Source organism: Allofrancisella inopinata (genome assembly GCF_012222965.1).
Taxonomy (GTDB): Bacteria; Pseudomonadota; Gammaproteobacteria; order Francisellales; family Francisellaceae; genus Francisella; species Francisella inopinata.
The window spans coordinates 834,247-850,301 of the sequence record NZ_CP038241.1; the positions used below are offsets into that span (position 1 = coordinate 834,247).

A 16,055-nucleotide genomic window follows, 5' to 3' on the forward strand; every position below is an offset into this window, starting at 1 on the left:
TACAAACAAAAAGGAGGAGATAATATGCAGAAGCATCAAAAGCAAAGATTAAGTAGGGGTAATACTATAAAAATAAAAAAAAACATTAGGAGAGTCTACGATGAAAAAAACACAATTAATTATAACAACTATATTGTTAGCTGGTGGTATAGGTTTAGGTTATTCAAATGAAAACAGCGACACCATAGTATCAAAAGTTGCGGTTAAAAATGAACAAGCTATATCAAATTTAGCTTTACCAGCAAGTACCCTAATAGGTGAAAAGGTAGTTAACTATAAAGGAGAAAACTTGGGGAAAGTAAAAGAAATTATGATTAACCCTAACTCAGGTAAAGTAGCTTACGTAGTTGTATCGTTTGGAGGGTTGCTTGGAATGGGAGATAAACTATTTGCTATTCCGATGACTACTTTTGAAGTTGATACAGCAAATTCGCAGTTTAAACTGAACAAATCAAAAGAAGAATTAGAGCAAGCTCCTGGGTTTGATAAAGATAACTGGCCGGCAACCTCTTCTAGCTATTGGAATAAATAGACTTTTAAATAGTCTTTGCCGTTTCTATATATAAAATATAAATTATTACAAACAATTCCACGGTCAAGCACTTCGATAAAATTATGGAGACAAAGACATAAAGTTAACTTGATTATTGCCAAATAAGCTTTATCCTTAAGAGTAAAATACCAAAAATAGATTATTATGATAAGTTTTATAAGAGGTACTCTTTTAGAAAAAGATCCTACCGCGTTATTGGTAGATGTAAACGGTGTTGGATATGAAATTTTCGTACCTATGACTACTTTTTACACTCTTGGTGAGACTAATAGTGAGATAAGCTTGTATACACATTTTGTTGTCAGAGAAGATATACAACAACTTTATGGCTTTAAAACTAAAGTTGATAAAAAAGTCTTTCAAGAGTTAATAAAAGTTAGTGGTATAGGTGCCAGAACCGCTATAGCAATACTTTCTGGAATGGACTGTAAAACGCTACTTCATTGTATAGAAAATAAAGATTATGGTTTATTAGCAACTGTACCTGGGATTGGTAAAAAAACAGCAGAAAGGTTAGTTGTTGAAATATATGATAAACTACTTAAATTGGCTAATGAAATTTATGGCCAGTCTGATATTAAAAACTCTACTGAGCTACCAAAAGACTCAACCGCTCAAGATAGCTCAATGATTATTTCTAATTCTATATTTAATGAAGCTGTAGATGCTTTATTAGCATTAGGTTATAAGCAAAAAGACGCTGAAAAAATGGTCAGAAGTTCCCTAGTAGATACTAGTGATGTTTCAGAGGTTATACGTAAAGCTTTACAAAATACAATCAGGTCTAAAAAATAAATACTTCAAAGCTACTAGAAGTGACCTTCGTTAGAGTTTTTCTTATTTAAGAATTCTATCAAGAAAGTTAAATACAAGCTCTAAATTATCTTTAGTTTCAAATTTTTCACCACCATGCTTAGCCCCCTCAATAATCACTAATTCAACTTTGTCTTTTCCAATCACTTTAACTAATTTATTATAGAAATTTATACTTTGTTGGGTAGGTACCATATTATCAATACTACCATGCTCTATAAGAAATGGCGGGGTTTCTTTACTTATATACGTCTCTGGGTTAGACAACTTCGTTTTTTCAGGACTATTACCAACATTGCTACCAATATATAAACTTTCAGGAGAGTCATCTTGGGAATGATTAGCTTTGCCTAAACCTGATTGGTTAAACTGATCATCCATTTTGCTAAAATCCGTAGGTCCAAACCAATCAACACAAGCTTGTACGTTTGCTGAGTACTTTTTATTACCTAAACTTAAATCGTCTAGTTGAGTTATTTTATTTCCTGAGGTTGCAGCAAGAGCAGCCAAATTTGCACCAGCAGAATCCCCCCAAACAGCTATAGCATTCGGGTTTAGATCATACTTAGTAGCATTTGCTTTGATAAACCTTATAGCCGCTTTTACATCTTGGATCGCTGCAGGAAATATTGCTTCTCCTGATAGACGGTAGTTAATGGCTACTACAGCATAGCCATATTTTATACCTTCAAGTATAGGTTTTAGTTGGTAGTCAGCTTTATCTCCACCTAAGAATGCCCCCCCATGTATAGCGATTATAATAGGATATGGTTTAGGAAATTTTTTATCATTAGGTAGGTAAATATCTAGTTTCTGGGCATCAGATACCGTAGCATATGCTATATTTAAGTATTTATTTTTAACCCAAGATGTGTCAGTTAAATTAGATCCATTATTGTTAGGAAGTATTTGGTATTGATTATTATTTTTTACAAGCTCAAATATGCTAAGCGTGATTAATAAAATTAAAATTATCACGCTGGCTATCTTATATTTATATTTTATCATTTTAAGGTTACCTTTTGAAAAAAGAATAATGGCTGTGAAAGAGAGGTTCTCTGCCTGACTATATTAACAAGACCATTTTCTTTGTTTTGTTAAAAATAAATTTTTAATATATGCTAATATAAAAAATAAAAAATTTAAAGTGTCTGATGATAAATATTTGTTTAAATATGTTTATAGTTTAACATGGGTTTTAAATATCTTGTTACCTTGTGTCTAAAATAAAATTTACTATAAATATCTCATGGATATATAGTATACGGTTACTCCTGTACATAAACATGAAGCAGGAGCATTAAAAAAATAGAAGTTAGAACTCTGTTAACAAGTGCTATAGTCGTGATTTCCTGCAATTGAGGAAAAAGAACTATCGCAGCTAATAATTACCATGTTCATATTCAACCTCGATAAACCAATCTTTGAGTAGTTCGTTAAGCTTTTTAAACCCATATTTAATGGTATGAGTATCAAAGTTTTCTTCATTAAGATAATCGTGTAAATATTTTATGGGATTTGAACTAGAAAATATACCTTGTAATTTTTCAATTTCGTCATCCTCAATTAAGCAATTTCCATCCCTCCAAAAAAACGAAGGTGTGTACATAGTTTGTACTTTTTTCAACAAATCGTTATATGAAAACCCTACATAATTTAAGTTTCTTGGTACGTATTGATTAAGAAATTGTTCCTGGTTAATCCTTGGTGGATCGTGATATATAAGCATTTTAAACATTTTATCTACATAGTTGATAGCGATTTTATTATAAATTGGTATTATGTCATTCCATAAAATAAATTTATTTAAATATTTTTTTGTATATTCTGAATGTTTTATGTTAGGCATAAGCCTTATTATCCTTTTTAGTATACCTACAGGAGTTATCGTGTTTTTCATCAATGTAAAACCGTTAGAAGATCTGCTCATGAATGAATCTTTAAACAGTGAGTAAGGAAGAATTTGTAAATCTCCTTCATATCCACAAAAAACAGCTAATTTATTATCTTTATTTGACCATTTTTGCTGATCAATAACTCCTTCAAAAGGATTTTTTGAAAATTTATGATTTGTTCCATCTGGGTAGTCTTTTTTTATTATACGTTCAGATTTTAAATCTATACCTGCTTTATTGAAAACTGTTTTGTTATCTCCCCCGTAAGTAACTGTAAAACAATTCTTAAAATAATTTTTTTGTAATTCTTCCATCATCCGAAACGCAACTGTGAAGGATCCACAAGCCCATAAGTAGAACCCAATGTTATATGTGTTATTTTCACCAATTGCTTCTTTTATATTTTCAACAAACTTATCAATCTTATAAGGAAAATCATACATTTTTGTATTCTTGAAATATTGGACAGAAAAATATCTGCTATCCACTTGTACTAATCCATGAGCACTTATATTTATCATCCAAGTTCTATTTTTTACTTGAGGCTCATTAACAGAAAATAAGTGTTTAGGTAATTTCACTGTTTTAATTTCATAGTCATTTGTATATTCAATATATTCAAAGTCAAACTCTGGTGTTATAACTTCTGTAGTGGAAAGTTTTCCGTACATTCTCCCTTGCATTTTTTTTTCTGGAAATAGATTTTTCCAGTGATCATCTACATCAAAAGCAAGAAAAAATGAAGAATCAAAATTTATATATTTATTATTTTTTAAACTAATTCTATGTGCCTCATTAAATAGCTCCCTTGTCGTTGGTGTTGGTCTATACTTTTGTCGTAGTGCATAATCGCGATGCTTTATAAAGATTTCTATTAAATATTCTGCTTCATTTATATTTAAGTTATATTTTTTATCTATAATAGACTTATATTCATCATCTCTATAGTCAGGAAAATCAACGTGTAGCATACGACGTTGCAGAGCTTGGCTATATGGTTCTCTTCCTCCCATCTGTATAGGATTTTGAGTAATAATAAGGGCAAAACCTTTTTTAGGAGACGGGGCACCTGATAGATCTGTTCCCATTAATAGAGTATTAATTAATCTTTCATTAAGGTCAGCGGTGTTTGCTTCTTCGATCACAACAATAAGTCCAGAATAAAACGCTTGCAACAGCATTTTTTCCTGTTCTTTAGGTTTTGAGTTAGCACTTATAAATATATACTCTGAAAAAGAAAATTTTGATGCTGGGACAAAGGCTTCATTTTTTAACACAGATTTTACAAATTGACTTTTGCCAAGACCTGGCATGCCTTCGATTTTAATAGCATTCAAACCTATAAGTGAATTAAGATGCTGTGATTCTTCAATTTTTAGTTTTCTAACTTCTATAAAAGCAAGTAATTGATTGTACGCCAGAAATCTAGATTTAACTAATATAAAATTTGAGTTTTCTTTGTAGTTCTTATTAGGGAACATAATTGAGTCTTCAACAAGGTTAATATCAAATTGCATGTTGCTTTCAAGACATGATATAAATTTACTTTTTTGACTTTTGTTTAATATATTTGCTAAAACTAGATAAGCGCAAATCGCTGGTATCTCAGGTTGGTAAATAAGGGTCTTTTTACTAAAACGCTTATATTTATCTAAAACTAGCATAATGAGGATCATCATTTCTAATTCTCGGGTTGAAACTTTGGTACTGGCACCAGCCGTTAGTTTTTGTACATAGGCATATATTTTTAGCAAAGTTACAAAATATTTTTTTAAAGATTCTCCTTTTGAATACTTTTGCAGTAGGTAATAATATAGATTTTCAATATCCATAGCTTCAAATTTTAAAATTGGGATATTCTGTATATCAAAAAGTCTAGGCTGTTTTCTCATTCCGCCGTATTCTATACTATTTCCAACAAAGATAACTTTGTGTTTATTTGTTAGATAAAAATAATTATTGTCAACGTATATTGATGGTGAAGAAGTATATATATTATTAAAAACACTAAAATCGCTATTAGTTAAATTATATTCATCAACGACTAAAATGTTATACTTGATAGAAGTATTTGAAATAGCTTTAGTCCACTCCCGTAAGGAGTCTAATCCTATAAAAACTTTAAGATTAATATCTGATTGTAAGGAATTAATAAATGTGCTTTTTCCAACTGAAGTTGGTCCTATAATTGCAATGCAAGGATAATCATTTAGTTGTTCTAGGCACTGCAATTTACGCTGGTTATTGTTATTAATATTTACTATCTTTGAATTAGTTATAGTATTATTATTTTGTCTATAGAAAAGTATATTTTTAGTAAATTGGAAACAGTTTTGTTGAGAAATATCAGCAAGAAGGATTATTTGAGCTTGATTATCTTTATCAGAACAAAGCAGAGAATGTTTATGAAAGAATGTTACTATATTCTCAAGAATTTCAGATGAAAATACCCCATATAGTAAAATTCTTTTATTTTCTCGCAGTTTCTCTGTAAAAAAGGTCATTTTTTTACGGAATCTTAGTGGAAATTGTGTTGAAATTGGTTCAATAGATCCAAATAGTTGATGTACCATGATCTCTGATATTGGAATACTATAATCAATATTATTATTCTTAATCAAATCCTGCGCCGTTTTTTCAATGCTATCAGATAATATAACGAAGTTTGTTTTTGTGAATATTAAGCTTTCTAGGTTATTGTTAGTTTCTGATTGTATTTCTTGAGCTCCTTGATATCTAGATTGGTTCAGTTTACTATATAGTTCGTTAGTAAATATTTCATTTGGAACGCTTACCGATGGGTGTAAAGCAATAGAAATATTTTTTTTATAAGATTCAAGTTTAGATAATAAATCGATCCAAATCAGTTTATCAAAGGTAAACGGAATATACAAAATTATGTCATTTTTGGGTGTTTTATCTAAAAAACCTTGTGTATTTTTCATAAAACCACCATCATTTAATTCTATATCCTCAAAAAGATAACGCCTATTAGAAGCAGTGAGAATATAATCTGGTTTTATATGAGAATAGTCTGAATAAGATATATTACTAAAATCAAATACTTTAAGTCCATCGCTAAATTGAAAGCTAGTATTATCAGGAATAGTTATGGTTAAACCAAATAAGCATGTTTTTTTATAGACTATTAGTTGCCTTAAAATATGTCCAAATCTTTTATCATCTAATGGAGGGTTGTTGATTATAATTGAAGCATTTTTAATTTTTTTAATTGAAATTTGTCGTATTACGTTGAGTAGTGAACCTGGGTCAAGGATTAGTTCTTTATAGTTTAGTTTCCATGACCCTATTAAAGAACTTTCCCAGTCTTTTAACTCGTAATTATAAATTAAAAAAAAGTTTTCTTTTTGTGCTACTTCTCTAGCTACATCAAAATCTAAGATTTCCTTTTTTAAGTTTTTTGTTCGATTTTTGAGCTCAGCACTAATATTTTCCATTTGAAATATTGGAGCATGAAGAGTAAATCTTGAGAAGAAATCTTCTCCTTTGTAATTATGATTAATGTCTATTAAACCAATTATGATTGTATTATGAGGTATTTTTACTCCGTCTATATTTCTATTTTCTACTGGCATATCTATTGCACTATTACACCTAACGATATCTTGTGCTTTAAAATCCGAGTAATCAATTATAAGTATTAATGGCTTAGTATATTGTTTGGTTAAAGTATCAAATACTTCTCCGCAAGGCTTTTGTTTGATGATTCCAGTCCCGTCCTCCGAAAGAATAATATTTTCATCACTACAAGTCATTTTTTCAGAGGCTGATATAAAAAGAAGTTCATGTCTATTATCCTTAGCGAATGAGTAAACATAATCTAGATAATCATCTATTTGTTGCTTATTTCTAAATTTTAGTAATATATTATTTCCTTCTTTTGTAAAAATTTTTTCATTAAATTGATCCAGTGAGAGTTTTGAACTAAAATGTGTAGATTGCCAGGTTTTAAAAGCTTTATAATAGTATACTGGAGTGTTAGGAGAGAAATTTCTTCCAAATTTTCTTTCCTCTCCTAAAAGACCATCTTGAGCTATATAAAATTCATTTTTTTTACTATTTTGTATCTGGTCATCTATAATGTTTTCCTTTAATTTTTTGATTTCATCTTTTATTTTTTTTAAAGGTTCTATATGGTGAGTTGAATTTGCTATTTCTTGTTCGTAACCTTTTTTTCCAATATATTCAACAATAGGGCGTCCTAATTTGTCAAAGTAGCGTACGTTTATTGAGTTAGGAAAAAAATTTATAATTTCATCCTGAGTTAGTATGTCATTTGAACGAAAATTACAAATGACTATCTCATCAAACCCTTCACAAATACTTGAATATAACTGACAGTGCGAAGCATTCAGTAGAGAACCTACGTTTATGGTCATGGATTTAAAAGTAGTATTTTCTGCCCAATTCGCTTCATAAGCTTTTTTAACTTTACTATCCTCCAGTAAAAGTTTTTTTCCATATGCTTGAAAAAGCTTGAAAGACATTTGTGTATCTAGTTTCTGTATAGTGAAAGTTATATCGTGTAGGATAAGGCCAGTATGTTGTGGACCAGGATATAGTTGCTTAGCCGTAATATATTTTTTTTGCAAAAATAATTGTAGTAATTGAATATCAAATGACAGTAACCATAACAAGTCCGCTAATGATATGCTATCAAGAACATAAATTTTTATTATTGCCAGATCATTTTTAAAATTAGAATTTTTTTCTGAAAAGAGTAAATCAGAGATATAGCGCCTAAAAATTTTAGAATCATTTGTACTTTCTATTTCAAGATTAAAATGTTTTTGTATATTTGATTTTTTTTTACTAAGGCCCCTGACAAATTCAACGGTATTTTTAGGAAGCTTTTTTTTGCTTGTATAAAATAGTTTTATAGTGAAATCTAACTCTTGTAAATACTCTAATAAGGATGCGCTATTATTGGTCTCCAGGTATTTAGATAAAATATCAAGATCCATTACCAGTTTTTTATTTACAAACTCTAGTTTACCTTTATCCTTACCTTCCAGATTAATATCACCAGGAGATATAAGTAAGATATTGTCTGAAGTTAAAGAATTTTCTTCTAATAGCATTTGTAATTCATAACTTACTGGACTATGATATACAATCCCTTCTAAATTGTAGTGTTGTATAGGAATGTTTAATAATTTTAGTTTTCCCTGTTTGCATAAATAAATTTTGAAATAGCCTTCGTTAAAACCTAGATAAAGCATAAAATTAAAAAAACTATCTAAGACATCTTTTGGGTAAAAAGGTAAAAGCGGATCGTTTATAATAAAAGTTTTATATTTAAGACCATTTTGCTGTACTTTTATATCTCTATAAAAATTGTTTTTTCGATTAATTAATCTGTCTACAGCAAGATCATCTGTCGGGTTTTCTGTATAACTTAGCTTAAAAGAGTTTTTTTGAATAAATAATTCAGGATAATTTTGGAAAATTTCTACAAAGTTTGGCATAGTCAGTCCTAGCAATTTTTCTTCGATTTTTAAAAATTTTTGTTACGGCTAATGTTTGTAATAGCTTTATTATTGAATAGCTAATAGCCTTCTTTATCTAAGCTTATCTATATAAATAAGCTTTTAGACTTAAAATACCATAGCGTCTGCATCTTATTGGCTATATTAATAAATGCTACTTTTAATTAATTATAGTATAAAAATAATTTTTTTTAAATTTCTTTAAAATTAAGTTATTTTTTTAAAGAATGTGTTTAAGCATATAACTAAGGTATTACAATTTAGGGAGTAAAAAACTTTTTCAGAGAGAGTTAACTAGTGTGTTACAATCTTAATATTATTATGCTCTAACAATCTAAAACTTAAACTATGAAAAAATGTGGTTATATTTCTATAATAGGTCGACCAAATGTTGGTAAGTCGACACTGTTAAATAATATTCTTAAGTATAAAGTTAGTATAACATCTCGTAAACCTCAGACTACAAGACACCAAATTATAGGAGTAAAGACAGTTGGAGATACTCAATTCGTTTATGTGGATACTCCAGGTATCCATACTAAAGAGCCTAAAGCAATCAATAAATTTATGAATAAAGCAGCAACAACAATGATAAAAGATGTTGATGTGATTTTATTTATAGTTGAGATGGGTAAATGGACAGAATTAGAGGATAATATAGTAGCTAAAATTAAAAATTCAGAAATTCCAATATTTTTAGTGGTAAATAAAGTTGATAAGAAAAAATCACTTGAAGCTAGTGTATTTATTGAGTCTATTAAAGACAAATTTACATTTTATGATGTTATTTATGTCTCAGCTAAGCAAGGACATAACATTAATGAGCTTGAGTCAAGAATAGAAAAGTTACTTCCTGAATCTGAATACTTTTTTTATGATGATGACCAAATTACAGATAGAAGTATTAAGTTTTTAGTTTCAGAAATAATTCGTGAAAAAATTATGCGTACTATAGGCAGTGAGGTACCATACCAAATAGCTGTAGAGATTGATAGCTATAAAATTGATGAACAAAAAAATATCGCAGATATTTATGCAAGTATCCTTGTTGAAAGGGATAGCCAAAAAGGTATAGTTATTGGTGCAAAAGGCTCTAAACTTAAAAAAATAGGCATAGATGCGCGTAAAGATATTGAGCATCTGATAGGTATGCAGGCCAACTTAAAAATATGGGTTAAAGTTAAAAGTGGTTGGTCTGACGATGATAGGGCATTAAAGTCATTAGGATATGACTTGATATAAATTTTCTTTATGCAAAAAGTTATTTACCTAGATAAATCACGTAAATACCGAAAATTATTTTATACTTTGACAGTTGTACTTAGTAGCTTTGTAATAGGGGTTTACTTTAGAAGTAGTTATTTGTTGTATATCGGTTTTGCTTTGATAATATTATCTATCTTTTATGAGTGTCTATTTAGTTTTTCAGTCTTAGAGGCAATTGTTTTGCCTAAAGAAAATGAGAAGAGCTTTAAAGTAATTATAGATAAGCAAGAAAGTGACTTTTGGAGAATAAGAAAACATATAATCATAAATGGTTGGATTTATCTTTATATATTCCAAGAGGGTTCTAATAAGACACTTAAAATGTGGCTACATAAAAGTAATTTTAAGGATGAAAATGATATTAGGTTGCTTGCTAAGAAAATTATTTTAGAAAATTTGTGATACAAAGGAATCATTTTTTTGTTTTAAATATCCTATCCCATAGTGGAAAGGTTACAGCAAAATTTGTATTTTCATAATGGTGATGTAGAGCATGATGCTTTTTGTATAGAAATAAAATAGAGCCTTTTTTTGCTTTTATATGGTGGGCACTATGATGTATAAAGAAGTAAAATAAAGCCCCAAGTAAAGCTCCACTATAAATTGCACTTGCTATACCTAAACCAAAGACTAGATATAAAGGTAAAAACAGTGTAATAGTGTAGATTGGTAACGAAATATATGTTGGGTTACCTACTAAATCTATAGGGTGTTGATGATGTACAGCATGTAATTCTTTGGTGAATGGAAAATGATGAAATAAGAATCTATGAACCATATACTCTATAAAAGTCCAAATAAAAACTCCCAACAAAACAAAAGCAAATATCCACAATAAATTACCCTTAAAATACCTAAAGCTTAATACTAAAAAAAAGACAGTAGTAATAGGATATATATAAAAATCACTCCAATAACCAGTTCGAGAAATTTTTTCAAGTAATGTCATATATCAATAAATATCAATGTAGTTTTAATTATTACAACATCATAAACAACTTTTGGAATATAATCAAAAATAAAATCATTTTGATGTAATAAAATGAAACTATATAATATAGTAGACTTTTATATAATTTGTGGTATATGGATTTGTTGTGTTAGAAAATTTTAAGCTAAAAGTGTTAGAAGTTCTAGGTAAACAACAAATTGTTGAAAATGAATTATTAAGGTATGCCTATTCAACAGATGCTAGTTTTTATAGAATGGTTCCAAAACTAGTTTTAGTAGTTAGAGTAGAACAAGAAGTTCAAAAGATTGTTGAGTTAGCAAATGAGTACGATGTAAAATTAACATTTAGAGCCGCAGGAACTAGTTTATCCGGTCAGGCTGTTACAGACCAAGTATTAGTTATATTGGCTTTCGATTCTTGGCTAGAGTATAAAATTTATGATGATGGAAAAAAGGTAAAATTACAGCCAGGCATTATTGGAGGTGAAGCTAATAAATACTTGAAAATTTATAATCGCAAAATAGGACCAGATCCAGGCTCTATAAATACAGCTAAAATTGGTGGAATTATAGCTAATAACTCAAGCGGTATGTGTTGTGGTACAGCTAAAAATTCTTATGCAACATTAGATTCTATGCGAGTGGTTTTTAATGATGGTAGTATTTTAGATACTTCAGACTGTCAAAGTATAGAAGATTTTAAGCAAACTAAAAAAAGCTTTTTGAATGGGATTTCAAGGATTCAAACTCAAATATTAGAAAATGATCAGTTAACAAATTTCATAAAAAAGAAATTTTCAATTAAAAACACAAGTGGCTATAGTTTAAATGCCTTTTTAGATTTTAAAGACCCTATTAAAATAGTAGAGAGACTAATAATAGGTTCAGAAGGCACACTTGGATTTGTTAGCAATGTAACCTTAAATACAGTGCCAGACTATAAGTACAAAGCTTTAAATTTAATATATGGTAAGTTAGATGACTTAGTTAAACTTACGACTCAAATTGAGGCTTTTAATTTATCTTCAGTTGAATTGTTAGATCATGCATCTCTCAAATCAGTAGCTAATAATATTGAGTTAAAGCCTTTTTTAATCCCTTTAGAAAATTTCCAAATAGCTGCTATTATGGTTGAGCTTGCAGAGTCAAGCCAAAAAGATTTAGAAGATAAGCTTAAACTTATAAATAGTTACATAGAAAAAACAAGTATAATTCATCAAGTTGGGTTTATCCAAGATGAAGTTAAAGCGCAAATTCTATGGAAAATACGTAATGGGATAGTGCCTACCATAGCTGGGCTAAGACCGTCAGGTTCTAGTGTGATTATAGAAGATATAGCTGTAAATATTTTAGATTTGCCAAGTCTTATAACTCAGATAAGAAAGCTTTTTGATAAGTATGGTTATATTAATGCTGCTATTTTCGGACATGTGTTAGCAGGAAACATACATTTTGTTATAACACCAGATTTTCACAATAATGAAGAAGTATTCGGCTCTAGTCGGAATACGTGTGTAATCCGGTAGTATAGAAATAATTTCACTTATTTTGTAGAATAAAATCAGTTATATCCTCTTCAAACTCTAAAATATTACCATGATGACAGTCTAACTTTTTTAATGTTATTCTTTTTGAAACCAAGTCAATATTATTCATGGGTAATGCTAAGCTAGCTTGATCTTTTCTAAAAATAATATTTGGCCGATTATCTATTTCTTTTGCTTTTACTAAAAGAACATCTGTGAACCTTAATTTAGCTGAAGGTTTAATGTTAGATATTTTAAGATCAATATGACATGAAGAGATAATTTTATCACTGTATACTGGCTGATGACCTAGACTAGTAAAGAATTTCTTTAAAGTAGTTTTTATATTATATATATCTTTTTCTAAATCATTTATAGGTATGTTTTTCTTAGAAATTAATGTGTCCAACAATATAGTTTTTATATTTTTAATACCATTAAGTTCTAAAAGGCCAGCCATTTCTAGAGCTAAAGCTCCCCCTGATGACCATCCTAATAAATATATAGGATTAGTAATACTATAATTCTTAAGATACTCTGATACATAAAGCTTAGCTAAATCATTTAAATTATCTATTTTATTTTTACTATAAATATTATAATTATCAATACCTATACAATTAAAACTTTTCGAAAGTTTTGTGGCTAAAGACTGATATACTTCAGCACCAGCAAATGCAGGGTGAATAAATAGCATATTAGGTAAAAACTCATCAAATTTTAAAGTATAGAGATTAAGTAAGCTAGTTTCTTTCTTCCATGCAAATCTATCATGTAACTCATTTGATAAATTATTAATAGAGTTAAGTCTAAAAATATCTGCTACATTAATTTTTATATGTAGTTGCTCAGATACCTTATGTGCTAATTTAATAGCAAATATACTATTACCACCAATCCTAAAGAAATCATCTGTTATACCAACTTTATCAAGTTTAAGCACCTCTTCCCATATTTTACAAAGCTGCTTTTCCAGTTCTGTTGTCGGTGCCACATAATTATCTTGATTTACTAATTCTGCCATTGGTAAGCTCTTATAGTCTATTTTACCATTAACAGTTAATGGCAAATGATCTATAGTTAAATAAACCTCTGGAATCATATATCTTGGAAGATAATTCATAAGCTTTTTGCTTATAAAGTTTTCTAAACTAATTTGATCTACGTTAACTTCACTTTTTTGTTTTTGCTCTTGTGAAATGCCACCTATAGCTATAGTATATATTGAGGAATCAGATAAGTTAAAACCTAATGCTGTGCTACCTATATTTTGTTGATAAAGATAAGTAGTTATTTCTTGAGCTCTATATCCGGCTTGTATATATGACTCCTGATTTTTATCAGCTTCAAAAATTAATACTCCACTTGAGCCTATAAGTATATTTCCTAATTCAGATCTCTGTAACATTATCGATTGAGAATTTAAATCATAACTATCGAACTTGCTACCATCATTATCTATCTTTTTAATATTTAATTTGTTGGCTATATCTTGTTGATCTAAAGTTACTTTAACAAGTTTATGGTAATCCCCATCTTGCTTATCTTGTATTTCATAAGCTACTGGATATTTCTCATTTAATAGTTGTAAAATATGGCCTAACTCTAAATAAGCCAGCCTTAATGTCTCTTCTTTATATAGTGGCTCCATAGCTGGAATGTATAAGTTGAACTCTATTGAGAACTTATTATCATTAACTTCTTTATAAAACTGTAATGCATGCTCTGTTGGATGATAATAATATACGCCTTCATCTATACCTTCTATATATCCTTTAGGTATATTTACAAATGCTCTTATAGAATATGCACTTCCTCCTGATGGATATAAGTATTTAGGTAATACTCTATCTTCTAATTGAACTCCTCTAAGCGGTGACAATAATTCTGTTAATTGCTCATGAGTAAGGTTCGTTGATATTGATCTATGATTATCTTTCTTTTGTATTTGTATATCTAAACTACTAATATCAACTTTATGATCAAATTTACGATAACTCTTGCGTAGTTTATATCTATCAATATCAATAATTGGATTTAAATTGTATGTAGTTTTTAGATCTTTAAGAATACCTCTCTGCTCTAACTTAAAGGCTTGATAATCTATTTCATTGTCTTTCTTTTTAAAGCTCTCTGATACCAAATATCCCACAAGATGATTATCTTGTATAGTCACTAAAGCATTTTCTATTCCAGGTAACTTAGCTAGCTTTGATGATATCTCATCTAATTCAACTCTATAGCCATTGAGCTTAACTTGACCATCTATCCTACCTTCAAAGACTATATATCCATTCTTATCCCACTTACCAAGATCTCCCGTCTTATACAACCTTCCAAGTTGTGGATGCTCTATAAAGCTTGCTTGTGTTTTTTCCTGATCTTGCCAGTAGTTCAACGCTACTCCTTGACCACCTATATGAATCTCCCCAATTACACCCAATGGATTATGTTGCCCTTGCTCATTAAGTATATACATCTTCTGATTAGGCATTGCTTGGCCATATGGGATAGATTTCCAGCCTTCATCTATTTGTGCTATCTCATACCATATACTCCAGATACTTCCTTCTGTTGCTCCTCCTAAACTCATTACCGTTATATTCGGGCATACTTCTTTTATTTGTATAGGAAGATTTAATGGTATCCAGTCCCCACTCATTAAGGTAACTTTCAATGATGGTAACTGCTTACTACTATCTCTCACATAATCAACTAATAAGCTCATTAACTGAGGAACCGTATCCCATATAGTTATATTATGCTTATCTATTAATTCGTACCAATGGCTTGGCTCTTTTGTCTTTTTTTGATCTGGAAATACTATTGTCCCTCCAGCTGCTAACAATCCAAAGATATCATACACTGATAAATCAAAGCTTAACTCTGATAAAGCTAAAATTTTATCTTCTTTGTTAACATCAAACTTATCGTTAACAGCTTGGATTGTATTAACTGCTCCGCTATGTGATATCGTCACACCTTTAGGCTTACCTGTACTTCCTGATGTAAAGATTACATAGGCTATATCATCTAAGCTTGGTTTAAATAATTCTTCTAACTTAGTATTAGACTTATAATTGATAATATCTTCTATTATTAACCAATTATATTTATCCTCTATATCACTACCCTTTATACAGCCATTAAACTCAGAATTAGATAGTAATACTGTATCTACATTACCTTCTGATAGTACTTCATCACACCTACCTCTTGGCCAATCCACATTTAATGGTAAATAAGCTGAACTACTTTGCATTATCCCTAGAGTAGCTACTACTTGCTTATAGCCTTTCTCACTCAAGACACCTATTAGCTTACCTGATTTACACAAGCCATTATCATGCAGATATAAATTAATAGCATTTGAATATTCGGATATAGTTTTATAACTATACTGTCCCTCACAATCTACTACTGCTATAAATGATGGGGTAGCTTTTAATGAATCTGCAAATAATTCTATTAATGTTGATTTAACTTCTAGCTGAATATAATTATTAGCTTGTTCTATTACGGATTTGTCTAATTCAGGCAA

General features: G+C 29.5%; 9 protein-coding genes. 5 read left to right on the plus strand and 4 right to left on the minus strand.

Translation table 11 applies throughout. The annotated features are described in order from the left end of the window. Positions 1 to 100 precede the first annotated feature (100 nt). Together E4K63_RS03810 and ruvA are read left to right on the plus strand one after the other, a co-directional pair. Positions 101 to 532 carry a PRC-barrel domain-containing protein gene (locus E4K63_RS03810; RefSeq protein WP_133940736.1) on the plus strand — a complete coding sequence of 144 codons (432 nt, stop codon included), beginning with the start codon at positions 101 to 103 and terminating at the stop codon, positions 530 to 532. 165 nt (positions 533 to 697) lie between these two features. Then, a complete protein-coding gene (gene ruvA / locus E4K63_RS03815) occupies positions 698 to 1,348 on the plus strand; it encodes a Holliday junction branch migration protein RuvA (protein WP_166666875.1) in 651 nt (216 codons plus the stop codon). Between the two features lie 42 nt (positions 1,349 to 1,390). Here the strand turns inward: ruvA and E4K63_RS03820 are convergent, their stop codons facing one another. Next, positions 1,391 to 2,374 (minus strand): alpha/beta hydrolase, encoded by a 984-nt coding sequence (locus E4K63_RS03820; RefSeq protein ID WP_133940740.1) that lies wholly within the window; start codon positions 2,372 to 2,374, stop codon positions 1,391 to 1,393. A 373-nt stretch (positions 2,375 to 2,747) separates the two neighbouring features. Next, positions 2,748 to 8,750 (minus strand): hypothetical protein, encoded by a 6,003-nt coding sequence (locus E4K63_RS03825; RefSeq protein ID WP_133940742.1) that lies wholly within the window; start codon positions 8,748 to 8,750, stop codon positions 2,748 to 2,750. Between the two features lie 369 nt (positions 8,751 to 9,119). Between E4K63_RS03825 and era the strand changes: the two genes are divergently transcribed. Next, positions 9,120 to 10,013 (plus strand): GTPase Era, encoded by an 894-nt coding sequence (gene era, locus E4K63_RS03830; RefSeq protein WP_133940744.1) that lies wholly within the window; start codon positions 9,120 to 9,122, stop codon positions 10,011 to 10,013. A gap of 9 nt (positions 10,014 to 10,022) precedes the next feature. Beyond that, positions 10,023 to 10,439, plus strand: a complete 417-nt coding sequence (locus E4K63_RS03835; RefSeq protein ID WP_133940746.1) for a hypothetical protein — start codon at positions 10,023 to 10,025, stop codon at positions 10,437 to 10,439. Between the two features lie 10 nt (positions 10,440 to 10,449). On the opposite strand, the gene E4K63_RS03840 is transcribed toward E4K63_RS03835, so the two are convergent. Further along, on the minus strand, positions 10,450 to 10,986 hold the full coding sequence (locus E4K63_RS03840; protein ID WP_133940748.1) for a sterol desaturase family protein: 537 nt from the start codon (positions 10,984 to 10,986) through the stop codon (positions 10,450 to 10,452). A 148-nt stretch (positions 10,987 to 11,134) separates the two neighbouring features. On the opposite strand from E4K63_RS03840, the gene E4K63_RS03845 reads away from it, so the two are divergent. Then, a complete protein-coding gene (locus tag E4K63_RS03845) occupies positions 11,135 to 12,514 on the plus strand; it encodes an FAD-binding oxidoreductase (protein WP_208318252.1) in 1,380 nt (459 codons plus the stop codon). A 13-nt stretch (positions 12,515 to 12,527) separates the two neighbouring features. On the opposite strand, the gene E4K63_RS03850 is transcribed toward E4K63_RS03845, so the two are convergent. Then, positions 12,528 to 16,055, minus strand: a complete 3,528-nt coding sequence (locus E4K63_RS03850) for an amino acid adenylation domain-containing protein (protein WP_133942467.1) — start codon at positions 16,053 to 16,055, stop codon at positions 12,528 to 12,530.